Source organism: Stenomitos rutilans (genome assembly GCF_059505485.1).
In genome coordinates this window covers 1-23,003 of record NZ_JCACKR010000128.1, presented here as the reverse complement: position 1 = coordinate 23,003, position 23,003 = coordinate 1, and the positions used below count along the sequence as shown (strand labels likewise).

Here is a 23,003-nt window from a genome sequence, read left to right as displayed (position 1 = left end):
GTAGCAGAGGGAGCAGGGGAAGCGCAGGGAGCAGGGGCAACGGCAGGGGAAGCGGGGGAGAAAGGTTTTGAATGTGTTCAGCAAGCATCAGGGACGATTGAATCAGGGTTAGGACATCTGCCGCCCCTGCCGCCCTTGCCGCCCTTGCTTCCCCTTGCCTCCTGCCTTCTACCCACCAACCACTCCATACAGCGTATCCCGCTGACGGTAGGGACGATCGACCGACGCGATCGCGTCCATCAATGTCTCAACCTCCATACACGTACCACCTTGTGCGCCTGCCATCGTAGTGATGTGTTCTTCCATGAGCGTTCCACCAAGATCATTGCAGCCCCAGGTCAGAGCTTCCGTGGCACCCGCTAAACCCAGCTTCACCCAACTGGGTTGATGATTAGGAATCCAGCGCCCTAAAAAAATGCGGGCTACGGCCATGAGTTTCAACGCATCTACGAGAACAGGCTGATCGCGTCCCACTCGGCGGCGCAAGGGTTTGGGCGCTTCTTGTCCGACGAAGGGCAACAAGATGAACTCTGTGATGCCAGGGTAGCCTTTTTCTAGAGACGATCGTTGGAGCGATCGCAACAAATCCAGATGCCGCATCTGCTGTTCTGGCGTTTCAATGTGCCCTGATAGCATGGTGCTGGTTGTGTGCAAGCCTTGCTGATGCGCGATGCTCACAATGTCTAACCAGGTCGCCGTATCGATCTTTTCAGGACACAAGACACGTCGCACCTCGTCATCCAGGACTTCGGCTGCGGTTCCTGGTAAGGAATCCACACCCGCATCTCGCAAGGTTGCAATGACATCTGCGTAGCTCAAACCATCTTCTCTCGCAATAAACTGCACTTCTTGAGGTGAGAATGCATGCAGGTGCAATTGAGAAAATGTATCCTTCAGCGTTTTCACAATCCTTACGTAGTAAGACAGCGACGAGCCATTGAGTGTGGCCTTCGGGTTCAGCCCACCCTGCATACAAAGCTCGGTTGCACCACGCTGCACGGCATCCGTTGCTTTCTCTAGCATTTGCCCCATATCAAGCCAGTACGCGCCCTCATCGCCTTCGTCTCGGCGGAACGCGCAAAAGCTACAGTGCTGCTCACAAATATTAGTGAAGTTAATATTGCGGTTGATTACATAAGTGACAACATCGCCTGACTGCTGTTGCCGGAGCGCATCTGCCGTTCTGCGAATATGGTCGATCGCTTTGGACGATCGCGCTTTCAGCAAAACCACTCCATCTTCCCACGACAGTTCGTGTCCTTCGAGCGCGCGATCGAGAATCGCTTCCACTGTTACAGTCACCACAAGCTACAAGAAACGCGACGACATCTCTTATTGTGGCGCTTTAGAAGGCAAAAGGAAGAAGGTAAAAGGCAAAAGAAGGAAGCAGGGGAAGCAGAAGAAAGCTAACAGTGGTCAGCCATTAATCCGCAATCATGTCATCAACCTGTACTGATCACTGTTGAAAACTCATTTTTAATTTCCTATCCTTACACCCTCAGCCTCCTCAGCCCCCCTCACTTCATCATCCTTCTACCTTTTACCTTCTGCCTTCCCTCACTCTGTCCCCAAAATACGGAGCAACTGATCCACGTTATCCAAATCACCCACAATGCGGCGTACAGGACGGGGCCAGACTTTTACCAGCGTTGGCGTTGCCGAAACCTGATCAAGCTCTGCTTGCTCTGGATGCTGCGACACATCAATAATCTTAAGCGTATATGGATGGCTGAGAGCCTCCTCCAGTAGGCGATGCAAGGTTTGTAAGGTTCGTTCGGTAGCGGTACTGTGACCCGAAACGAAAAGCCGTAATACATACCCTTTCGAGTCTGGCCCTTTCGAGTCTGGATATAAGAGCGATCGCTCGACTAAGGGAACGGGCACTTTGTGGCGAAACTGGGCGTAGGGTTCTGCCTGGTCATAGCGCACCACTAAATCGTGGGGTTCCCACAGTTGAGGAAACTGTTTGCGGTAGGCGGATAGCACCACCGCATCACAGAGACCTTCTCTCAGCGCGGCTGGTTGCCAGATCAGCTCATCCGTACCAAAGACGGCATTGAGCAGCATTTGATATCTGAGCACTAGCGGTGACGCTTCAGCCACGGTCTGGAACTGGTTAGTGCGTGGGTTATGCCAGCGATCGACAGTAGCGGCATAGCAAGGCACCAAAAAGTGGGGAGGCTCTGACAGCCCCAGCAAATCTCGTAGTGCAGCACAAAGGTGCAGATGCCAACGTTCCTGCTTCTTGTAGTCAATGGCGTAAATGAGACCACCACCAGGTGTGAACAGGGCAATGCCTTTAAACACACCAGAAGCCGGAGCAGAATCTGAGTGCACGTCTTTTCCTATAGGTAGCTATACGCGCCCTCGGAGCGACTGAGCCATTTCGTTGGGCTTTGGCGACATTTCTAACGCCACCTCTTCTGTAATCCGTCCCGCTTCATAGAGCTTGTAGAGAGACTGATTCATCGTACACATGCCGTCAAAAGTGCATCGAGGGATAATTTGCTCAATCTCTTCAATTTCACCGCGTCGGATAAAATCCTTGATGGCATCCGTATTGATTAGAATATCGTGGAATGCAGCGCGTTTGCCATCCGTAGTTCGGCATAATCCTTGCGCGATGACCGCGACTAACGACTCGGCGATCGAAATCCGCATGGGTTCTTGTTGCTCTGGCTCATACAATTGCAGAATCCGCTCAATAGTTTTCACCGCACTGTTTGTATGCAGCGTACCCATCACAAGGTGCCCGGTTTGCGCCGCTTTAATGGCCGTGTTGACGGTTTCTTTGTCCCGCATTTCACCCACCAGAATCAAGTCTGGATCTTCCCGCAAAGCCGCTTTCAGCGCGTTATCAAACTTGCGAGTATGGATGCCCACTTCCCGGTGCTTAATTAGCGACTTTTGGCTGCGATGCACAAATTCGATTGGGTCTTCAATCGTGATGATGTGCTTGGGCATCTCCTTGTTGATGTAATCAATCATGGCGGCCATTGTGGTGGACTTACCTGACCCCGTTGGCCCGGTCACTAACACCAACCCTTTGTGGTAGTGGCAAACATCCTTAAAGACGGGAGGCAGGTTAAGCTGCTCCATCGTCAAAATTTTGAGCGGAATGAGTCGCAACACCATCGCAGGGCCATGCAGCGAGTCAAAAATGTTGATCCGTACACGGGCAAACTCATACTGAGTAGCACCATCAAAATCGAGCGTTTCTTCAAACGTGCGAATTTCTTCATCGCTGAGAATTTCGTGCAACCAACTATAGAAGGTTTCGCGATCGGTCACGGGCCATTCAGTTGGGTCCATTTCACCCCGGTTGCGATAGCGCGGCACTTCGCCAACACCTGCGTGAACGTCTGAGTAACCCTTGTCAAACGCATGGCGCACAATTTCTGCCAGCGTTGGCGACCCATTGTTGGGCTTGCGCAGGTTAGCCGGAACCGAGGGTGGCGCAGTCGGACGATGCCCCGCAGGTGGGGGTGGGGTAGCAGGTGTGGAGACAACCGTGTGAGAGGCAGCGGGTACCGATGGTGTTGGTGAGGCGGCGGTTGGTGTCACCATACCAGCAGGCGGTGTCGAAATCATTGTTGGAGTGGGAATGCCAGCCGGCACAGCAGAAACCACCGTTGGGTTTGCACCAGCAGGCATCGCAGCAGTCATTTGCTGGGTCGCCGCAACAGTCGTGCCTTGGCTAGCAGGCCGTGCAGGCGGGGGAGGCGCTGGCGGAACACGGGAAGGGGGGGGGGAACTCGGTGGACGCTGTGGTTCTGTCATATGCTACTTCTCTACGAGCCTGGAGCGATAAAAGCGATCGACGGACTCTCTTCAAAATCCGCACGGTGGTGCTGGTAGCGATGGTGACCGAGCAGCAAAGCAGCGCGTGTAGAATAACTGAAACAGCCCGTATGATGCACTCAAAGTGGCAAAGGCAACCGCATCGTTGGTCTACGCTACGCGTCTCTACTAAAATAACAGACACTCATCTTGAAACCAGTTTGCCCATAACGACCGCTGTCCTATCATGCATGTGTTGCACCGCATGCGAAATGAGTCTATGAGTAGCACTGAAGCCTGGTACGTCGTGAAGCAGCCGAACGGTCAATGCACGATTACACCTGCAAACGACCTTGAGCCAATACAACATACAGACACATCCTCGACTGATGCCTCTTCGTCTTTAGAACACTGGGGGCCTTATCACTCTCAGCAGGATGCGATCGCGCGTCGCGTTGGCTTGATCCGTGCTGGCAAATGTCAGCCTGTCTAGGGGGTGCTTTAAAGGTCTGAGGGCTGAGAAAAGGCGCATATTCAGTCCTTAGCGCTCAGCCCTCGCCTGACCCAAATGTGCCAGTTCTAAAACAGAGCTTAACCCTGCATGCGATCGCTGACGGTTTAAGAAGCTTTTTGCTGGTGTGACGGCAAGAAGCCTCTCGACTTTGGCGGTTGTGTAGCAGATGCGTCTGGCTGCCATCCTTGAATAAACTCATGCGTTACCAGAGCGTCCACAATTTTAGCCACACTTTCCTCGACAGCTTCTTGATCGGTAAAACACGTGACATCAGGATGCAAAGGTGCTTCGTAGGGCGCATGAATCCCAGTAAATTCTTTGATCTTTCCCATCCGTGCAGCGGCATATAGCCCTTTGACATCACGCGCTTCACAGACCGTGAAAGGCGCATTCACATACACCTCAAGGAAGTTGTGAATCATAGCCTTCATTTCATCTCGCACTAACCGATAGGGGCTGATCGTTGCAACGACGACAACTATGCCATTGCGGCTGAGTAGGTTTGCCACAAAGCCTACCCGCCGAATATTGGTATCGCGGTCTTCTTTGGTATAGCCAAGCCCTTTACATAAGTTTGTGCGAATCACATCCCCATCAAGCAGTTCAACCTTAAGCTGCTGCGCTAACAAGACGGGAGCTAAGGCTTCAGCAATGGTTGTCTTACCTGCACCACTTAACCCTGTTAGCCAAATAACCGCACCGCTAGTTTTCATCCGCACCCTCAATTCTAGCTCTTTTCTGCATAGTATCCTACCTACATTTTTTACTAAATCACAGATAAATTCTTTTAGTCATTCTTTTTACTGAAGGAGTTTTTTGAGCTTAAACCACTGCGATCGTAGCTGCCAAAACTTACTCGTTTTCATCGCTTCAATGACGGCTTGCTGATGTTCAATCTGATGGCTTAACTCGTCTTTTAACTGATGTCTACTTGCCAAACATTGCTCCATAGTTTGCTGAATCAAGCGTTTCTCTTCTTGAAGTAGGTGATGCTGTGCTTGAAGCTGTTGATTTGCCTGGTTTACGTTTGCCAGCTCTTCTTGAAACGCCAGAAGTTGGCCTTCCAGCGCGGTCACTTCGTCCTTATGCTTTTTCTGCAAGCATCGAAAATCCATCCAATCTTGAAGGAGCCACGCTGTCGGTGAAAGCAACGCTTGATCTAAAGGAGCCACGTCCTGATGCATGTCTGCTGCAAGGTTAAGTTGCTGGTAGAGCGTATATGCATCTGGGAAATAGCGCTGAATCAACATTTCTCGCTGCGAGTTAAATGCCTCTCTTTTTAAGAGTGAACGATCGTAGATATCTTCTGCTGGGGCACTTAGCGGTATGTGCAACCGTTGTCTCAACAAGTCAAAAAACTTAGTTGGATGCTCAACAACTTGTTTAAGGTGAGTTAACACGCATTTCTCTGGAAAGCGATGATAAAAATCCAACAGCACCTGGTTGTAATTCATCCAGATATTGAGTGCAAGTTCAGGATTTTGATGAAAGGTGATGTCACCTCTGCGATAAAGAGAGTCAAGCACCTCCCAGGGAGAACGATAGATCAATAAAAACTTAGCCTCTGGAAGTAAGACATGCCAAAAGTTTAAGAAAAGAGTAGTTCTAGGATCTTTCCAACCCCAGGGCCTGGTTAATGAGGCATTCTTCTGAATTAAAAGCCTTGCTCGATCGAGGTGATACTCAGGAACATTGATGACTTTCTCCGTTGTCATACCAACATCATCGAGGCCAAGGGAAAGGAGGACATCGCGGTGAAAATCGAAAAAATCAAGATTCTCAAAATGCCCTTTTACGTTACTGAAATTACCTTCTAAGAGACGTTGACCAATATCTAGGCCCGCACTTTGTAGCAGCGACGCGGTTAAAGACGTGCCTGACCGATGCATGCCAGCAATAATCAGAACGGGTTGCTCACTGGTTTCACCATTCTGCATCTAAGGTAATCTCCACAGGTTCATGATTCGTCTCTGATCTTACCGAAGTATAGAAAGCTGGGCATACCACACCACATCAGCAGGCACAGAGCTTCCTGAGCAGATGAGAGATGGCAAAGAAGGAAGCAACCACGACCCTTCGATCGCGCACTTGCTAATCTTTTTTAGTCTTCGCAGCCGCAATCAGAGAATCCTGACGGTTGGTGTAAAGGCTTAGTAAAGTGCAATGTTGAGGACTACAGCCGTTGTCCTTTGGATGCACTACACCCTGTATCCTAAACCCTGCACCACTCTCAATCAGACTGTGGCTGACTCAACCAAGAACCGCTGTAATACCAATTTGAATTGAAAATGCGACACATCCTGTAGGGGCAAGGCAATGCCTTGCCCCTACCCACCGATTGATCTGTAGCCGTCATTCTTTAAATCGGTATAAGTGTTGGTTCACGATCGCATTGGCAGGAGAGCCGTGGCTTCGCTTCAGATTGGCAGGCAAAGATCCAGCAGTTCTCATAGTGCAGTATCCCGATATGGTTCATTCGTTCCAGGCAAGGTCAGGCTCCTTCTTCCTTAGAGAATGGCTTCCGTAGCCGCAGCACATACGGGTATCGCTGAGAAGTATGTAGAAAGATGTAACAATCTCCTGGTTTTATTAATAAACATTGCAGTTCTTTGACCTGGTTGTTAGCTTGTGCGTGATCTAAAAACCCACTGTTCTTTTTCCTTTGTGGAGGTGCGTATGCTGAGGATGCTTGCGATCTGACCAGATTACGTCTCGCTTCAACACTCGATAGCGTCTTCACCTGCCAAACATCATCAGCAACGAGGCAATGAAGCAAGTGAACACACGTTCTAGTCGATCTAACAGGGGGATATTATGCAGTTACCGTTTTCTGAGGCTGATACCGCTTCAACGATCGCACCACGCGATCCAAACGACCACTCGACCGTCACGCCTCATCCATCTTCAACCACCGCTGATGGCAAGGCAGACTTAGCAGCGATCGCCGACTCAGACTCGAACCAACCTGTTCCAACCCTAGACAAAACAGCCTTAGACAAAACAGAACCACTTGAGGTGGTGAAGCAGACCATTGACGACCTGGAGGCACAAGGCTTACTCATGCTGTTCGATCGTCATGATCAAGTGGCAAAACGTCTCACTGGCGATTTAATGGCGGCGGGTATTTTGCAGGAAGATGCGCTGCCAAACCAGCAGGAGACTTGTAGCCATCATTAATGCTTGCAGCTTGCGGTTTTTAGCAAACTCAGGGCAACCGCTTCGGCTACTTTGATGCCGTCTACACCAGCCGAGAGGATACCACCCGCGTATCCAGCGCCCTCACCTGCGGGATAAAGCCCCCTGGTGTTGAGGCTTTGGCAGTCATCGCCACGCTTAATGCAAATGGGTGAAGATGTGCGGGTTTCAACGCCCGTAAGGACGGCATCAGGCATGGCAAAGCCGTTAAGCTGCTGGTTAAACGCAGGAATGGCTTCACGGATCGCCGCGATCGCATACTCTGGCAAGCTCGAACTCAAATCGCCTAGCCGCACGCCCGGTCGATAGGACGGCTTCACGCTGCCAAACGTGGTCGAAGGCACTTGAGCTAGAAAGTCACCCACCAGTTGACCTGGAGCCTCGTAGGTACTGCCGCCCAACTCAAAGGCGCGGGCTTCCCAATGGCGTTGCAACTCCATGCCAGCCAACGGGCTACCGGGATAATCCTCTGGCTTAATGCCTACAACAATCCCGCTGTTCGCATTTTTGCCGCTGCGTTCATACTGGCTCATGCCATTCGTGACGACTCGCCCACGCTCTGATGTTGCCGCGACGACTTGCCCTCCTGGACACATGCAAAAGCTATAAACCGATCGACCATTGGAGCAATGATGCACTAACTGATAGTCGGCGGCACCGAGCATGGGATGACCCGCTTGTGACCCCAGACGACATTCGTCAATGAGTGTTTGCGGATGCTCGACTCGAAACCCGATCGAAAACGGCTTGGGTTCAATATAAACGCCCTGTTGATGCAGCATCTCGAAGGTGTCACGGGCACTATGCCCGATCGCCAAAATGATGTGATCACTGCGAATATAGTCGCCATTGGCAAGGAGCACGCCGCGCACCTGGCGATCTTGAATATCGATCGTGTCTACTCGGCTTTGAAAGCGAATTTCGCCCCCAAGGGACTCGATCGTGCGGCGCATATTCTCCACGATTTTGACCAGCCGATAGGTGCCAATATGGGGCTTATTCACATACAAAATTTCGGGGGCCGCGCCAGCATTCACCAATTCTGTCAAAACTTTGCGTCCCTGTCGGTTGGCATCCTTAATCCGGCTATAGAGCTTGCCGTCAGAAAAAGTGCCAGCGCCACCTTCGCCAAACTGAGCATTGGATTCGGGGTCAAATTTGCGTTTGCTCCAGAACCCGAAGGTATCGATCGATCGTTCATGTACGGCCTTGCCCCGCTCTAAAATCAGCGGACAAAAGCCCATTTGCGCCAGCAGCAGTCCCGCAAACATACCACATGGGCCATTACCAATGACGATCGGGCGCGTTTCCAATCGAGGCGGTGCCTTGGCAACATACCGATAGGTTGTATCAGGTGTGGGTACGACATGCGGATCTTGCTTAAAGCGCCTCAGGAGTTGAGCCTGCCTGGGAGTCTCTACATCCAAAATGTAGACAAAGGCGACAGCACCGCGCTTACGGGCATCGTAGCTACGCTTGAAGACTGTATAGCTGAGTAGATCTTCTGGGGCAAGGCGCAGCTTTTTGAGCACCGCAGACTGGAGATCAGCTTCCGTGTGATCCAGCGGGAGTTTAACTTCGGTGAGGCGTAACATGAACCGACTCAAGATTTGGGTGGCGTTGGCTGCTGTGCCTTGATGCGCTGAGTTAGGACTTCCAAGGCTTTGGCGTATTGCATATCCGCAGAGGTGCCGATTTTGTCACGATCGCGGCTCAGTGCCTGGCGTTCTTCATCAGACAGCTTAATTTCTACATCGGGGTCGATGCCGTGTTTGTTGATATCACGACCGTTAGGAGTCAAGTATTTGGCGATCGTCACCGCTAGGCCAGAGCCATCACCCAACCCACGTACCGATTGCACTAGCCCTTTACCAAACGTCTTGGTGCCCACTAAGACAGCTCGCTTATTGTCTTGCAGCGCCCCAGAAAGAATTTCGCTGGCGCTAGCGGAACCACCATCTACCAACACAACCATCGGTTTATCGGTCAGGGCGCGGTTGTTTGCCTGCTCTCGCTCTTGTTCTCCCTGGCGATCGACGGTAGAAACGATCGCACCTTGCTTGAGCCACATCCGCGCGATTTCAATGCTGGTAAACAACAGTCCACCAGGGTTGGAACGCAAGTCAAGAATGTACCCGCTGACGTTTTGCTTCTCTAGCTTCTGGATCGCGTTCTTCATTTCAGCAGGTGCATTGGCGCTGAACTGCACCAGACGGATATAACCAACTCCGCCCTGTGTTGCATCTTTCTGATAGCTGGAACGAACAGGATGGATCTCAATTTTGGCGCGCTTGAGTTGATATTCCAGTTCTTTATCACCGCGCTGAATGGTGAGTTTGACGCTTGTGCCAGCCGTACCTCGAATAAGAGTTACAGCTTTGTTAACATCCATGCCTTCGGTACTTTTGGCATCAATTTTGGTAATGATGTCTTTTGCCAAAATGCCCGCCGAAAAGGCAGGCGAGTCTTCAATCGGGGCAATAACGGTTAACTTTTTGGTTTTTTCATCGGCTGCAAGCTGAATACCCACTCCAGAGAGTTCTCCAGAGGTGTCAATCTGCATATTCTTAAACTCTTGCGGATCCATAAAGCGAGTGTAAGGGTCGCCCAGTTTCTTGAGCATTTCCCGTACTGCCTTGTAAGCCTCTTCTTTATTGGCGTAGGACTTATTCAGATACTCTGTGCGCGTTGCCTTCCAATCAACCTTATTGAAGGTGCCATCGACATAGGTACGATCGATAATCTGCCAAACCTCATCAATGAGTCCCTTGGGACTTTCCTGAAAGAAGGCTTGCCCTTGAGACAGGTGAATGCCCGCTCCTGTAATGGTGACTGCACTGACTGCGACTGCTGTTGAAGCTAAAACAAGTCCACGTTTCGTGACTGCCATAATACTGAGCTAGAAGAGAGACTGCAAAAGATTACGCTCAATCTAACACAGCCGATCGAGACAGGGAGGTACTGCCAGTAAGAGATAAAATTCTTTACCAGAGCAGTATTGAGACTTGGAGATTGAGGTGCTGGGGACTAAAGGATAAGGATAAAATCACATCGAAAATTACCGGAGAGGCACAAAGAACGCCAAGCATTGTCTCTGTTACCTCTGCGTCTCAGCGGTCGAGTAAGAGACATGCAGCTTGCAATACGCCATTCTCCAGTCTCCAGCGAACTACACGTCCAGCACATCCGCACTACCCAGTTCCAAAGGCAGAAAGACGGTCATCACTTCACCTTGCTGAGGTCGATCGCGCACAATGAGCTTGCCGCCCAATGCCTGAAACAACCGCTTTGTCACCGCTAGATTGAGGCTGAGCGTGCCCGTTTCTGGCTGAAACATCAGCAATTGTCCGAGCGATCGCAATAAGGGACGGTGATGGTGACGAGCCGTTACGCCTGCATCTGGCTCCGATTGAAGCTGTACTTTAAGCTGATCACCTGCTAGCATCACGTCGATTTGCATGTGGCTACCCCCCGGAAGACTACGGGTAAACCGTTCAATAAGGCTCGTTAGCGCCTGATCCAGCATTGTTGGATCACTAACCACGGTGGGCATATAAGACGGCAGCACCACGTCCAGAGTGAGTTGTCGTTGGCTCGCCTGCTGCTGCCAACGCGGAATACTTTGCTGAAACATCTGTGCCAGAGAGGTGCGGGTGAGCGACATCTTGCTGTGGCGGGTGGGAGAGGTTTGCAGTTCAACGGCTCGGAAGATTAACCCAAACCGATCAATTTGCTCGCTGCATTCGCGATCGATAATGCTTAAGCGCTTTAACGCATCCGGGGGAAGGTCGGTACGCTTGAGGAGCGATCGCGTGAGCGTGCGAATCGTTGTAAGCGGCGTGCGAATCTCGTGAGCAAGTGCCTGCAAAAGCTCAATATCTGGGCTGGTGAGATCTGCTGGAGGAAGCATTGCATAGTGAGGTGACGCCTCCACAAAGGAAAGAGCCGGAAACGTCTGGCGAGGCTCAACCACGTCTTGCTTAGGCGTAGAATGCTGGTTGTCCGCTTTCTCACTGCGTAGTTCTTCCAGTGGCTCTGGCAGGTGTGCCAGCATCAACCGACTGAATTGCGTCACTGTGGTGTAAGCCGGAGTGACGGGCACAAATTGTTCAGCCAATGCATCCAACTGATCAATCTGGTCAGAATTCATAAGCAAAATGCGAGGACGCACCGCATTCCACGCTTGTTGCACCACCTCTGGCATAAACGAAAACATGAATGCAGGGTCGCCTGTGAGCGATTCGCCTAACACTAAAACCAGGCTAAATTGGGCAGTCAACACCAGACAAAATTGCTCTGCTGCGAGCGGATCACCCGGCAGGAGGGGCAAAGCAGCCGTCGTTGGCTTTGGTGAAGAGGCTACCTCAGAACTAGTGCTTGGAGGGGTCTCAGTTGCTGGCAGCAGTTGTAGCGGCAACCAGGCTGAAACATGGAGCGGATTTGCCGTCAGTGACCAGATCGAAAAATTGGAAACCAGCTTTGGCTGACTGATTACTGGCAACGGCCCTGAGAGAATAAAGCCTTGCGTGGTTGAGTTTGCATCGATCGCGTTATCCGTTTCCACAATCTTTTGCAGCAGTAGATTCAATGCCGCGATCGCCCCCGACCATTCGCGTTCTGCCCGCACTCGCTGCAAGGCAATACGTCCCGTGCGGTGCTGACCCGTTGACTCTGTACGGGTAGATCGATCGGACGGCGACTCAAACTGCACCATCCAAGTCGGATCGTTTAGCGCCAGAATTTCACTTAAGGTTGGCAATAACCACTTAGGCACAAAATTCACGTCCACTCAGGATACCCGCTGTTAGAATACCCTGCCTCATAACTCCTACTATGACGGTATCTAGATTATTGATCAAAGAGGAGTCGTGGAACCGAACTGATGCGGGTGATGATCGCCGTTGGGAGCTGTGAGGAGAGAAGGGTGAGGAGAGAGGGGTGAAGAGAGAGCAGTCAGAAGTCAGGAGGTTAAAAGCTGATTGCTGACCGCTGGCTGCTCAATCAATTCAAAACTCAAAACTTTTAGCCCTTAGCCCCCATCCCTCGTCCCTCATCGCCTCATCCTTGATCCCCCTCCCTCCTCTAATGCCCTCCTGCTGCGCCGCCTGCTTTCACTTTTTTGAGAAACACAATGGCAAGGCCACTCAGCAATAAGGCACAGGCAATGAAGTAGAAGCAGTCGTTGTAGGCCATGACGTATGCCTCACGGCGAACCACGTTGGCGATCGCGCCCATTGCCTGATCTTGCGCTTTTACTAAATCGGCACCTTTACTGATGAAATACTGTGTCATCTGGTTCATGCGCTCTTGCGTGGCAGGGTCGTAGACGGAAACAGCTTCACCTAAACGGTTGGAATGAAACTGCTCGCGCTGTGTGAGCAAGGTGGCGATCGCGGCGATGCCCACGGAACCACCGAGATTTCGCATCATGTTAAACAAGCCCGATGCCGAACCTGCTTGCTCTTTGGGTAAACCAGCAGTCGCCACAGAAGACAGCGGCACCATAATCAGCGGTTGACCGAGCGCTCGTACCAGTTGTGACCAGCGCAATTGGTCGATCGCCGTCTGATTGGTCAAGGACGAATTCATAAAGCAACTGATGGCAAACAAGCTCACACCCACCGCAATAATGAGCCGAATATCAAATCGCTGCATCAACTTAGGCACAAACGGGATTAGAAACAACTGGGGAATGCCAACCCACATCAGCACTTCTCCAATCTGCATCGCGTTGTAACCCTGGATCTGGCTCAGGTACAGCGGCATGATGTAGACCGAGCCATACAGCCCCAGACCCAGTGAGATATTAACAATACTCGCCAGCCCAAAGTTACGCTCCTTCATCAGCCGCAGATTGATAAACGGCTTTTTGCGCGTCAGCTCGATCAAGAAGAAAATGACGAGAAAAATGACTGCGATCGCCGTTAATCGCACAATCAACTGTGATCCAAACCAATCTTTGCGGCTGCCTTCCTCCAGTACCACTTGCAGTGACCCTAGCCCGATCGCCATTGCCAAAATACCAAACCAGTCGCCCTGTTTCAGCATTTCCAGCTTCATCGGTCTGGCATCAATGGCGTACCAGACGGCTGCAATCAACAAAGCACCGGGAATCACGTTTAGGTAAAAAACGTAGTGCCAGCTAAAGGTTTCCGTCAACCAACCACCCAACGTGGGGCCGATCGAAGGCGCAAAAACAGCCGTGACCGCAAACATTGCCAACCCAGTTGACTGCTTGCGCGGCGGCAGCATCGTCAGGATGACCGTAAACGCCATTGGGATGAGGATGCCACCTGTGAACCCCTGGAGTGCCCGAAAGACGATCATGGATGGCAAGTCCCAGGCCCAGGCGCAACAGACCGAAAAGAAGACAAACAAACTCGCATTCACCAGCAAATAGCGCCGCGTCGAGAAAACCTGCGACAGCCAGCCCGTCAGCGGAATTACTACAATTTCTGCTACCAGATAGGACGTCGAAATCCACGAACCTTCCTCTAACGTTGCGCCTAGCGCTGCCTGAATATCCTTCAAAGAGGCATTGGTAATTTGAATATCCAGTACCGCCATGAAGGCACCGAGCATTGTACCGCAGACCCCAACCCAGGTTTTAAAGGAGACGCGATCGGAGGGTATTTGAGCGGTGATCGACGTTGCCATAGCAAACCTCTCAGCAGAGAATGAATGGTATTGGAAGGGAAATGAGCACGATCGCATAAAGTCCACTGAACCCTAGCGCAGCATTTTTCACCCACATCAAGAATCAGTCTCATCAAGAATCAGTCTGTGGCAGCAAGCCAATGCGTCGATAGATTAGCCGCATCGATCGCCGCATTTCCGGTAGCTGCTTGGTAAACAGAAGCGACCCACCGATACAAAGAAGGCCACCCATCATGAGGGTATTGGGTGCACCAATATGAGTCGCAAGACTACCTGCCACTAGATTACCGAACGTCACTGTACTAGTAAACGCCATCATATAAAAGCTCATCACCCGACCACGTTTGTCGTCATCAACGATCGTTTGCAGCACGGTATTTCCAGATGTATGTTGCAACACCAGGCTCATGCCCACCACCAGCACTGCCAGCATCGACAACCACAGCACCCGCGACAGCGCAAAGACAATCAGTGCACTCCCAAAAATGGCAGGCGCGATCGCAATCAGCTTACTTAACCCCAGTGCACTGGGTCGGGAACTCAAATAAACAGCCGCAAACAGTGCACCCAAACCAGACGAAGCCATCAAGAAGCCGAGCGTTTCGGGGCCACCGTGCAGGATCTCAGAGGCGAAAATCGGTGCCAATGTCATGTAGGGCATCCCCACCAGACTCACTAGGGCTATTAGCAGCAGAATGGAACGAATCGGCTGCACTCCAAACGCATAGTCAAACCCTTCCTTCAAACTCTGCCAGAGCGTTTCTGGCTTTTTGGCGATCGTCGTTGCTTGAGATGGCAAGCGCATTGCCAGCAGTCCAGCAATCACGGCGATATAACTCACACCATCGATCAGAAAGCAAACGCCCGCATTTGTCGCCGCAATAATCAATCCTGCGATCGCTGGCCCCAGCAGCCGCGCACTGCTAAACATGGATGAATTGAGCGCGATCGCATTACTCAAATCTTCTCGTTGATCAACCATCTGCACCACAAACGATTGACGGGCAGGCATATCAAACGCATTGATTGCTCCTTGAAAGGCTGCCAAGGCGATAATCTGCCAGACTTCGATCGTGCCTGTTAATGCCAAAAACGCCAATGAAAGCGACTGGATCATGGCAAGAATTTGGGTCATGATGATCGTGCGGCGGCGATCCCAGCGATCAACCCAAACCCCTGCAAAAGGAGTCAGCACAAAATTAGGAAACTGGTTGGCAAACCCAATCACTCCCAGCATCAGCGCCGAACCTGTCAAATGGTAGACCAGCCAAATCGTAGCCGTTTGCGTCATCCAGGTACCAATCAGTGAGGCACCCTGACCGAAGAAAAAAAGCCGATAATTGCGCGATCGTAGGGCACGCAACATCGGCTTCAAGCGTTCAATTCCAACATTCATTGACATTCATCTACTGCGTCACATCAATTTGGCAAGAGGTGTGAGGAGTGGAAAGTTTTGAGTTCTGAGTTAACTTAGCAGTCATTGATCAGCCTTTGCTGATCAACTCTGCTTAAACTCACATTCACTTAATTGAATTCGTTGTAACCACAACCGCTGTAAATACTGGCTTTCTAACTCAACACTCTTAACTCAACACTCTTAACTCTCATTCCTCTACTTCACCGCCACCGTTACAACTGCCGACATCCCTGGTGCAATCATCGACTCGTAGCCTTTGATGCTATCAGCGTCAAAAACGACCTTTACAGGTACCCGTTGAACAACCTTCGTAAAGTTGCCCGTGGCGTTGTCGGGTGGCAGCAGCGCAAACTCAGCACCCGATGCGGGGGAAAGGCTGTCAACATGTCCAGTGAATGCTTTGTGTGGGAATGAATCCAGCTTAATTTCCACAGCCTGCCCAGGGTGCATATCCTCAAGCTGAGTTTCCTTGAAGTTTGCGGTAATCCAGTAGGTGTTATCAACTAGTGCCATGAGCGGCGTGCCAGCCTGAATTTGCTGACCCACTTCTACCGTCTTACGTCCGATACGGCCGTCTGTAGGCGCAGTGATTGTGGTGTAAGAAAGTTGCAGTTGAGCATTGCGAAGAGCAACTTGGGACTGGGCGATCGCCGCCTTTGCCGTGCCAAAATCACTCTGGCTCACCTGCGTTTGAATCCCTTTGGCCTCTGCTTCTTGCAGCCCACCTTGAGAAGCGGTTAATGCCGATTGAGCCGTTGCAACCGTTTGTTGACTCTGCGCCACTTTTGCTTGCGCCTGGCGCACCGCTTCTTCACCCGCACGCTCTTGAGCTAAGGCCACTCGATAGCCTTGAAGCGCGGTGTCTCTCTGTTGGGCCGAAATCGCGCCTTCGTTGTACAAATTGGTATAGCGGTTGTAGTCTGTCTGATTCTTCTGCAAATTTGCTTTGGCTTCTTCTAGCTGCGCTTGCGACTGCGGCACACCTGCCTGCGCCTCTGCTACCTGTGCCTGTGCCTGCGCGATCGCCGCTTGGGCTTTGCCGAGGTCACCTTGCGATTGAGTGTTGGTTGCCTCAGCCGTCTTAGCCGAAAGTGCAATGTTAATTTGAGCCGAATTTGCTTTTTGCTGTGCGGCTGCCAGCTCTGTCTGCGCTTGCTGAAGCTTGATTTGATAATCACGAGGATCCAGCTTCGCTAGTGGTTGTCCCGCTTTCACCTGCTGGTTGTCATCCACTAGAACTGTCTGAACTGTACCAGGCACGCGGGCACTGATCTGGTGGATGTGCCCCGCTACAGTAGCGTTATCGGTTTCTTCGTGGCTAGAGGCGTACTGCCACCAGTGGAACCCAAAGGCTCCAGCCGCGATCGCTCCTATTCCAGCAGCGGCCAGAATCAGCTTTATAGGACGCTTGCGGGGAGAGGGTTCTGGGCTTAGAGGCTCTTCTTGCCTTGGGATCGCAGTTGTAGTAGCAGGGTGAGTTGCCACAGAGTCCACATCTTCAGTCGCAAAGCCGTTACGTGCCCCAGTTGTTTGAATTGGCTCAAGCGGTGCGGGTTCGAGGACACTAAACCCGCGTCCGTTTATTGATTGACCATTCGAGCGTTCCATAGCATTACCTGACTTAAACGTTTGATGTGAAGTGAAAAGAAGGTGAATTGAAAAAAATGAGCAAGCGAAGAAGACTATTTGCTATGAGCGAAGCGTGAAAGTGGAGCTCAAAAGTGGTAAGCACCCATTTAGTTCATGTGCGTAGCTTTTGACCACAAACTTTTCGCTCTCTTTAGCTTACCAGACTTTTATTAAGGGAATGTAACACTTGAGGAGGAGGTGACTCAGCGTTCTAGCTCAAGCCGTTCTTACTTAGAGTTGCCGAAGATCAGTACCAACGGCTTCCTCCAAATGTACGACCCCAATGGGTGAGATAAGCTGAACGTGCTGGGTTGTCATAGCTTGTCTTACAGCCGTTCTCCCACCATAGGCCACAGATCATAGAATGGAGCCATGTCCACAGATCCGATCGTGAAACGCCTTGAAAACTTGTGGGCAGTGCCTACTGCAAATCGCTGTACCAATGCCTCATCGGGGCATGAAGAGCACTGTACTAAGAAAGATTGGCGATCGCTCGGTTGAGCAATTCTGAAAAGCGATCGCGCTCACTGCTCGACATGCCTTCCATTGCCTGCTCACGGATTTCCATCGCAATGGGTGGCAAAATCTCTTCAAAATTGCGCCCATCGTCTGTAAGCCAGATACGCCAGATGCGGCGATCGTACGGATCACGCTCTCGTCGAATCAAGCCACGCCCCTCCATGCGATCAAGCACACCCGTCAGCGTGCCGCCTACCTGCTGAAGCTTTTCCCCAATGCTAGAAATGGCTAGGCCATCTTCCTTCCAAAGGCAGCACAGCACCACCCAGTGAAAGATTGTCAGGTCAAACTGATCCAAGCGTTCTTGAAAGCGCCGCGCCAGAAGCTGCGACAACAGCTTAATGCGGTAGCCAATCCCGTGAGGAGCCAGAACTACCTGAAATCCTGCTGAAGCGTCCTCCCCAACGGGTTGAGAAATCATTTAATTGACCTCATTACTTAGCGTGCTTACTATTCTTAGGATAGTTGATCCATTGAGTATTATCAAGCACTTGCCGACTCGGTTTTCCTTACTTTACTACAGTAAAAAACGGGGCGGCGTGAGCCAAAACAAAGAGCTATTGCCGATCGGAGATTGCTGATCAGGAAGAGTAAGTCCAATGATGCCAGCTTTCTTTAAACGCAAAGCCCCTACTGCTTCACCCCAAAGCAGGGTTTCGGCCCAGGTGCTCAAATCGGGTTCGTGACCCACCAGGGCAAGAGCCTTGGTTTGCGGCGGCGATCGCCACTCCTGCAACCAATCTAGCCACGTCGTCAGGCTACCCCCCGGTGCAAGGTCAGGGGTCTCTTGCAAACTATCGGCTAGCGTTGCCTTCCGCAAGAGTTCGGCGGTTTGACGCGCCCGTACTAAAGGGCTGGTCAAAATCAGAGCAAACCGTAGCTCCAACCCATGAAGCCGTTGAGCAATCTGCTGCATTTTTTGTTTGCCTTCCTCCGTTAGCGGACGCTCAGCATCATTAGCATAGCTACCATGCTCCCCCGCTAGCCCGTGACGAATGAGATACAGTTCAACAGACATGGCATGAAAGGCTAAAGGAATAAAGTCTAAGGGGCGCAACTAGAAAGCAGAGATTTAGGGCGTGGAAACAGGGGTAGCGAAGAAAACTCAAATCTCCTCCTTTAGCCTTCATCCTTTTCCCCTAGCTCACCCCATTGGGATAGTGCTGGTCTGGATTCACCAAGCGCAAGAGCTTTTGTTTCACCTGAGAATCAAACACGCCCCACTTCATCTTGGCGTACTCGGCGCTTTCGGTAAAACCAGAGAGGAAGCCAAGGGGAATTTCAAAGCCGCCTGCCTGCGATCGTCCGCCACCAAAAAAGCGTCCCTGAGCATCCTGCCCAAAGGCTTCTTTAATGAATTCATCAGGATCAAGCGTCAATTTGTTTGTCCGCAAGGAGCCAATCACAACTTCTAGTTCTTCATCTTCGTCATGCACAATGCCGTAGACGACTGCTGTGTGAACGTTCTCTTCTGTGACGAGGAAGTCTGCCGCCTGGGGAATGGCATCGCGATCGTCGTAGCGCAGATAGCCAACACCTGCGATCGAGAAGTTGTTTTGCACAATGCGGTTTTTGAGCGATCGCTCGATCACATCCATCACTTGGCGCGATCGAGACGATTGAAGGACTGCATTTAGCAGTTGCGCGTCATAAAAACGGCTCAGGTAAGCGGCAGCCAAAAAGTCTTCTTCTCCAGCCTGACGCAGTGCATTTGTGTCAGACCTTAGCCCATGCATCAGGGCAGTGGCACACTTCACATGCTCACTCGTATTGCTGTCCAGCTTGAGTAGTCCAGCCTGGAGATATTGCGTCAGGATTGTTGCTGTGGCGCGAGTGTAGGGACGAATATCCACAAACTCGGCCTTGATGTCTCCCTGCATACTGTGATGATCAATAACAACCGTGATGGGAATGCCAGCCTGCTGCACAGACGGCAATAGTTGGCTAGTAGTTCCCTGGTTGTCTAATAAAGCGCAGCCCTGATATTTCGATAGATCTCGACCTTTTAGCGTTTGGGGGGTCATGCGCTGCACGGGCAGATTAGTCAGCTTCACCAGGGCAATATTTTCCTGGTGGCTCAGGGTGCCAGCGTAGACCATATCGCACTGGATATCATATTTCTGGGCAATGAGCTTGTACGTCCAGGCAGAAGACAGGGCATCTGGGTCAGGAAAATCCTGAAGCACCAACAGATGTCGATCGCCCCGATGACGTTCCAGCGTTTGTCGAAAGGCTTCAACTTTCTGAATTTGCTCTGCCGAGCGAGGAATATCGTAACCAAACGGCTGCACAGATGGCTGTGGCGGTGGCTGCTGCATTGGCTGGACAACTGGCAGAGTCTCAATCGGCTCCACACTTGCCGTGTGAGCCGTAAGCGGGTGTGCTTCGGTTAGCATGACCAGATTGTCGAGCGAGGGAGGCGAGTCGTGCATGTTTGGTTAAGAGGTGGATGAAGCGAGGCTTCGGTTCGATCGCCCGCTAGCCTTCCTAAAGACGAGGTGCGATCGGTACTGTTTCGATCTTCGCAAAAAAAACGTAAAACGTCATAAGCCAAACGCCATATCTCTTAGTAAATACATCAGGCATGAAAGTACTTAAGGGTACAGTGAAATGCTGATCATTTGCTGCCTACTGCAACGAACCACATCTGAGCTGCGAGCGATCAAACCCCTACCCTAAAGCTTGAGGCTAAGCTCATGGCTCTTCGGATGACTTAAATACCGATGACGTACTTACGCCACTCTTGATTCACCCCATTCTTCAGGTGTTTAGTCACCTCAAAGTACAAGCCACTGTAGGGCTTACGCGGTGCAATGTGAAGCAGCATGTTGGCTTCTTTAGGCGTGCGGTTGCCTTTTTTGACATTACAACGCACGCACGCCGTGACAATATTCTCCCAAGAATCGCCACCGCCGCGCGATCGAGGAATGACATGATCTAACGTGAGTTCATCGCCTGTATAGCCACAGTACTGACAAGAATGGCTATCGCGGTGGAGGAGGTTGCGTCGGGTGAGTGGAATTTCTTTGTAGGGCACTCGCACGTAATGGCGCAGCCGAATGACGGTTGGCAGCGGAAAGCCCGAATAGACGTATTTGCCGTTGTGTTCAACCTGTTCTGCTTTGCCTTTGATCAGCAAAACAACTGCCCTGCGCCAGCTCGTAATATTGAGCGGTTCGTAGGACGCATTCAGCACCAGAACCTTGCCCATTTGTGATTCTGTTGAAACAAGAGTTTAACAGATGCTAACACAGGTGGCACACAGAGGAGCAGTAGGAATGGGATCAGGAACGGGATTACCCCTGCATTCAAGATTAGTGCAGGCATAGGAGAGGCAAGATCTGGTGCTAAGGCACTGATTTATGAAGCGTTCCACCTGTGCATCCACGATCGCGGCTCCTGTGTTTTGCCTCCGCTTGTTAAGCTTCGCCTTCTCTTGGGAAAAATCAATTAGACCGCCGTATCTTAAACTACCTTTTGACACTTATTTTCCGGGACTGGAAATCAAATTGCACATTTTGTCAACAAATTCTCACAAAGCCGCTCTATATTGATTATTAGGCTATCGAAGATAAATGTTCACGCTCCCATCCATACACGGTGAATCTTATGAACCTGATCTATCGCGCACAAAAACTTGAGTACACCTCTGCCCCTACCAGACCGACGACTCCTCGCGCAATCAACTGGCGGCATCAACTTCCAGGGATGATTTACAGACAGATTCCAGTCTTACGCCGTCCTGCACTTCAACCGCGCGCTGTAAATTGGCGGTATCAGCTACCGTAAGAACCAGAATCGAAGTAGCAGATTATACCCAATTTTGCTGCCTATAAACGTGAATTGGGTATAATTTTTGCAGTGGAACGGTTTAAATTCATGTGAGCTAAAGACTGTACGCCGTCTGTAGAGCATCTGTTTGAGAGTAGAAAGTACTACTTCACATCGGTTAATCCGTAGTGGCAGCACAACGGTAGTGCTCTTTAGTAAAGGATAGAGGATACTGGGAAATGCTGCTTTTTCCGCTGCTTATGTCATCTATCCCTCCTTGCCTCCATTGTCCTAACTGTGGTTCAGAGGACATTATGAAAAACGGCACGGCGCGACGCGAGAAACAGAACTATAAATGCCGTGATTGTGATCGTCAATTTGTCGAGAATCCGCAATGGAAACGGCGGGAACTAGACAGCACGGTCATGATTGACCGCTTGCTATTAGAGAAAATCCCGCTGGCAGACATCGCGCGTGTGCTGAAATTATCAGCGTCCTGGTTACAACACTATGTCAATCGCTGCGACAAGGCGATGCCGCGCCAAGTGTAAGTGATGCCTAAAAGCAAAGGGTCATTGGCGGTACAGCTGGACGAATTGTGGTCGTTTGTGGACACCAAAGGCAACAAGCAGTGGGTTTGGCTAGCACTGGATGTGGCGACGCGTGAGCTTGTCGGTTGCCACATTGGAGACCGTTCGAGTGACTCAGCGCTCGCCTTATGGCACTCCATGCCAAGCGTGTAACGACAAGGCGCTGTTGTCTATACCGATTACTGGGAAGCCTAGGCCACAGTGCTGCCCCGCAAGCGTCATTGTGCCGTTGGTAAGGAAATCGGTTTGACCAGTGACATTGAACGCTTCAACAACACCTTAAGGCAACGAGTGTCACGCTTAGTCAGAAAGACCTTATCGTTTTCCAAGCATCTGGACAACCACATTGGAGCAAGCTGGAATTTTATGCATTACTACAACGAACTGATACGGTTACATTGCTCTAGCTGTTGAGGAAGCCTTTTTCTCTCCACCCTTTACTAAATAAGACTACCCGAAAGTCATCTGAAATGTGCTTCCATTAAAGTGCAATGACTTCAGATGGACGAGCACCCGTGTTGAAGAGAAAGAAAACGAATGGATAGTAGTGAGAATGCTTTACCCGAGAGAATTTCGAACAGGCGGTAGTAGCAAGGAATGCTTCGAGGATGGCTTCCCGCTCTTCAGTTGAAAAAGGGTTGATCGCGAAGAACTCATCGCCTTCCCCTTTAGGAAGTTTGATCTCGCTGGCCATACCTTGAAACGGATTCTCCGTAATCCAGCCAGATTTCATTGCCCAATTGCAGCACGCGGAAAGCCGAATAATGAACCGTTTTGCAGAATCAATTGGAATCTTTTTGAGTATGTGGTCACGAATAACTGAAGCTTCGTCAAGATCACGTGTAAGGAGTTCATTTAAGTACCTTGTAAAAGTCTTGTACCCGACATTCCGCCCTTTGAAGTGTCACATTGAGCGTTTAGCGGCATAAGT

General features: G+C 50.9%; 20 protein-coding genes and 1 pseudogene. 5 read left to right on the top strand and 16 right to left on the bottom strand.

What is annotated here, in order from left to right; genetic code table 11:
- Window positions 1-168: 168 nt before the first annotated feature.
- The 3 genes from cofH to AC5JLP_RS27225 form a co-directional block, all read right to left on the bottom strand.
- Window positions 169-1,305 carry a 7,8-didemethyl-8-hydroxy-5-deazariboflavin synthase subunit CofH gene (gene cofH, locus AC5JLP_RS27235; protein WP_496070981.1) on the bottom strand — a complete coding sequence of 379 codons (1,137 nt, stop codon included), beginning with the start codon at window positions 1,303-1,305 and terminating at the stop codon, window positions 169-171.
- 252 nt (window positions 1,306-1,557) lie between these two features.
- Window positions 1,558-2,337, bottom strand: a complete 780-nt coding sequence (locus tag AC5JLP_RS27230) for a circadian clock KaiB family protein (protein WP_496070980.1) — start codon at window positions 2,335-2,337, stop codon at window positions 1,558-1,560.
- A gap of 18 nt (window positions 2,338-2,355) precedes the next feature.
- On the bottom strand, window positions 2,356-3,780 hold the full coding sequence (locus AC5JLP_RS27225) for a type IV pilus twitching motility protein PilT (protein ID WP_496070979.1): 1,425 nt from the start codon (window positions 3,778-3,780) through the stop codon (window positions 2,356-2,358).
- Window positions 3,781-4,060: 280 nt separating this feature from the next.
- Here AC5JLP_RS27225 and AC5JLP_RS27220 point away from each other — a divergent pair, with 280 nt between their 5' ends.
- Entirely contained in the window at window positions 4,061-4,273 is a 213-nt protein-coding gene (locus tag AC5JLP_RS27220) for a hypothetical protein (protein ID WP_496070978.1), read from the top strand.
- Between the two features lie 125 nt (window positions 4,274-4,398).
- On the opposite strand, the gene cysC is transcribed toward AC5JLP_RS27220, so the two are convergent.
- Window positions 4,399-5,007: an adenylyl-sulfate kinase gene (gene cysC / locus AC5JLP_RS27215; protein WP_496070977.1), complete on the bottom strand. Its 609-nt coding sequence runs from the start codon at window positions 5,005-5,007 to the stop codon at window positions 4,399-4,401.
- An 87-nt stretch (window positions 5,008-5,094) separates the two neighbouring features.
- Entirely contained in the window at window positions 5,095-6,231 is a 1,137-nt protein-coding gene (locus AC5JLP_RS27210; protein WP_496070976.1) for a sulfotransferase family protein, read from the bottom strand.
- A gap of 877 nt (window positions 6,232-7,108) precedes the next feature.
- On the opposite strand from AC5JLP_RS27210, the gene AC5JLP_RS27205 reads away from it, so the two are divergent.
- Complete coding sequence (locus AC5JLP_RS27205; protein ID WP_496070975.1) at window positions 7,109-7,471, top strand: hypothetical protein; 363 nt, start codon at window positions 7,109-7,111, stop codon at window positions 7,469-7,471.
- Here AC5JLP_RS27205 and AC5JLP_RS27200 read toward each other — a convergent pair.
- The 6 genes from AC5JLP_RS27200 to AC5JLP_RS27175 form a co-directional block, all read right to left on the bottom strand.
- A complete protein-coding gene (locus tag AC5JLP_RS27200; RefSeq protein WP_496070974.1) occupies window positions 7,468-9,084 on the bottom strand; it encodes an NAD(P)/FAD-dependent oxidoreductase in 1,617 nt (538 codons plus the stop codon). The genes AC5JLP_RS27205 and AC5JLP_RS27200 overlap by 4 nt on opposite strands.
- 8 nt (window positions 9,085-9,092) lie before the next feature.
- Window positions 9,093-10,379, bottom strand: a complete 1,287-nt coding sequence (ctpC, locus tag AC5JLP_RS27195; RefSeq protein WP_496070973.1) for a carboxyl-terminal processing protease CtpC — start codon at window positions 10,377-10,379, stop codon at window positions 9,093-9,095.
- A gap of 279 nt (window positions 10,380-10,658) precedes the next feature.
- The gene (locus tag AC5JLP_RS27190; protein WP_496070972.1) at window positions 10,659-12,263 is read right to left on the bottom strand and encodes a sensor histidine kinase; all 1,605 of its coding nucleotides are present in this window, start codon (window positions 12,261-12,263) and stop codon (window positions 10,659-10,661) included.
- 308 nt (window positions 12,264-12,571) lie between these two features.
- The gene (locus AC5JLP_RS27185; protein WP_496070971.1) at window positions 12,572-14,146 is read right to left on the bottom strand and encodes a DHA2 family efflux MFS transporter permease subunit; all 1,575 of its coding nucleotides are present in this window, start codon (window positions 14,144-14,146) and stop codon (window positions 12,572-12,574) included.
- A 112-nt stretch (window positions 14,147-14,258) separates the two neighbouring features.
- Window positions 14,259-15,542 carry an MFS transporter gene (locus tag AC5JLP_RS27180; RefSeq protein WP_496070970.1) on the bottom strand — a complete coding sequence of 428 codons (1,284 nt, stop codon included), beginning with the start codon at window positions 15,540-15,542 and terminating at the stop codon, window positions 14,259-14,261.
- Between the two features lie 216 nt (window positions 15,543-15,758).
- Complete coding sequence (locus AC5JLP_RS27175; RefSeq protein WP_496070969.1) at window positions 15,759-17,171, bottom strand: HlyD family secretion protein; 1,413 nt, start codon at window positions 17,169-17,171, stop codon at window positions 15,759-15,761.
- A 393-nt stretch (window positions 17,172-17,564) separates the two neighbouring features.
- Between AC5JLP_RS27175 and AC5JLP_RS27170 the strand changes: the two genes are divergently transcribed.
- Window positions 17,565-17,693, top strand: a complete 129-nt coding sequence (locus AC5JLP_RS27170; RefSeq protein WP_496070968.1) for a hypothetical protein — start codon at window positions 17,565-17,567, stop codon at window positions 17,691-17,693.
- On the opposite strand, the gene AC5JLP_RS27165 is transcribed toward AC5JLP_RS27170, so the two are convergent.
- The 4 genes from AC5JLP_RS27165 to AC5JLP_RS27150 all read right to left on the bottom strand — a co-directional run bounded on the left by AC5JLP_RS27165 (window position 17,665) and on the right by AC5JLP_RS27150 (window position 20,922).
- A complete protein-coding gene (locus AC5JLP_RS27165) occupies window positions 17,665-18,132 on the bottom strand; it encodes a MarR family winged helix-turn-helix transcriptional regulator (RefSeq protein WP_496070967.1) in 468 nt (155 codons plus the stop codon). The genes AC5JLP_RS27170 and AC5JLP_RS27165 overlap by 29 nt on opposite strands.
- Window positions 18,133-18,228: 96 nt before the next feature.
- The gene (sixA, locus tag AC5JLP_RS27160; protein ID WP_496070966.1) at window positions 18,229-18,729 is read right to left on the bottom strand and encodes a phosphohistidine phosphatase SixA; all 501 of its coding nucleotides are present in this window, start codon (window positions 18,727-18,729) and stop codon (window positions 18,229-18,231) included.
- Window positions 18,730-18,850: 121 nt separating this feature from the next.
- Window positions 18,851-20,143 (bottom strand): DHH family phosphoesterase, encoded by a 1,293-nt coding sequence (locus tag AC5JLP_RS27155; protein WP_496070965.1) that lies wholly within the window; start codon window positions 20,141-20,143, stop codon window positions 18,851-18,853.
- A 281-nt stretch (window positions 20,144-20,424) separates the two neighbouring features.
- Window positions 20,425-20,922, bottom strand: coding sequence for an HNH endonuclease (locus tag AC5JLP_RS27150; protein ID WP_496070964.1), 498 nt, complete (start codon window positions 20,920-20,922; stop codon window positions 20,425-20,427).
- 398 nt (window positions 20,923-21,320) lie between these two features.
- Here AC5JLP_RS27150 and AC5JLP_RS27145 point away from each other — a divergent pair, with 398 nt between their 5' ends.
- Together AC5JLP_RS27145 and AC5JLP_RS27140 are read left to right on the top strand one after the other, a co-directional pair.
- Window positions 21,321-21,500, top strand: coding sequence for a hypothetical protein (locus AC5JLP_RS27145; RefSeq protein WP_496070963.1), 180 nt, complete (start codon window positions 21,321-21,323; stop codon window positions 21,498-21,500).
- Window positions 21,501-21,742: 242 nt separating this feature from the next.
- Window positions 21,743-22,486, top strand: a pseudogene (locus AC5JLP_RS27140) (IS1 family transposase).
- A gap of 67 nt (window positions 22,487-22,553) precedes the next feature.
- On the opposite strand, the gene AC5JLP_RS27135 reads toward AC5JLP_RS27140, so the two are convergent.
- The gene (locus AC5JLP_RS27135) at window positions 22,554-22,805 is read right to left on the bottom strand and encodes a hypothetical protein (protein WP_496070962.1); all 252 of its coding nucleotides are present in this window, start codon (window positions 22,803-22,805) and stop codon (window positions 22,554-22,556) included.
- Window positions 22,806-23,003 lie beyond the last annotated feature (198 nt).

Excerpts from the sequence above, each read along its gene's own strand:
- AC5JLP_RS27170 (WP_496070968.1), top strand. The coding sequence starts at position 17,565 with ATGTCCACAGATCCGATCGTGAAACGCCTTGAAAACTTGTGGGCAGTG.
- AC5JLP_RS27145 (WP_496070963.1), top strand. The coding sequence starts at position 21,321 with ATGAACCTGATCTATCGCGCACAAAAACTTGAGTACACCTCTGCCCCT.
- cysC (WP_496070977.1), bottom strand. The coding sequence starts at position 5,007 with ATGAAAACTAGCGGTGCGGTTATTTGGCTAACAGGGTTAAGTGGTGCA.
- AC5JLP_RS27150 (WP_496070964.1), bottom strand. The coding sequence starts at position 20,922 with ATGGGCAAGGTTCTGGTGCTGAATGCGTCCTACGAACCGCTCAATATT.
- AC5JLP_RS27175 (WP_496070969.1), bottom strand. The coding sequence starts at position 17,171 with ATGGAACGCTCGAATGGTCAATCAATAAACGGACGCGGGTTTAGTGTC.
- AC5JLP_RS27205 (WP_496070975.1), top strand. The coding sequence starts at position 7,109 with ATGCAGTTACCGTTTTCTGAGGCTGATACCGCTTCAACGATCGCACCA.
- AC5JLP_RS27210 (WP_496070976.1), bottom strand. The coding sequence starts at position 6,231 with ATGCAGAATGGTGAAACCAGTGAGCAACCCGTTCTGATTATTGCTGGC.
- ctpC (WP_496070973.1), bottom strand. The coding sequence starts at position 10,379 with ATGGCAGTCACGAAACGTGGACTTGTTTTAGCTTCAACAGCAGTCGCA.
- AC5JLP_RS27200 (WP_496070974.1), bottom strand. The coding sequence starts at position 9,084 with ATGTTACGCCTCACCGAAGTTAAACTCCCGCTGGATCACACGGAAGCT.
- AC5JLP_RS27135 (WP_496070962.1), bottom strand. The coding sequence starts at position 22,805 with ATGAAATCTGGCTGGATTACGGAGAATCCGTTTCAAGGTATGGCCAGC.
- AC5JLP_RS27165 (WP_496070967.1), bottom strand. The coding sequence starts at position 18,132 with ATGATTTCTCAACCCGTTGGGGAGGACGCTTCAGCAGGATTTCAGGTA.
- AC5JLP_RS27225 (WP_496070979.1), bottom strand. The coding sequence starts at position 3,780 with ATGACAGAACCACAGCGTCCACCGAGTTCCCCCCCCCCTTCCCGTGTT.
- AC5JLP_RS27180 (WP_496070970.1), bottom strand. The coding sequence starts at position 15,542 with ATGAATGTTGGAATTGAACGCTTGAAGCCGATGTTGCGTGCCCTACGA.
- sixA (WP_496070966.1), bottom strand. The coding sequence starts at position 18,729 with ATGTCTGTTGAACTGTATCTCATTCGTCACGGGCTAGCGGGGGAGCAT.
- AC5JLP_RS27155 (WP_496070965.1), bottom strand. The coding sequence starts at position 20,143 with ATGCACGACTCGCCTCCCTCGCTCGACAATCTGGTCATGCTAACCGAA.
- AC5JLP_RS27185 (WP_496070971.1), bottom strand. The coding sequence starts at position 14,146 with ATGGCAACGTCGATCACCGCTCAAATACCCTCCGATCGCGTCTCCTTT.
- AC5JLP_RS27220 (WP_496070978.1), top strand. The coding sequence starts at position 4,061 with ATGAGTAGCACTGAAGCCTGGTACGTCGTGAAGCAGCCGAACGGTCAA.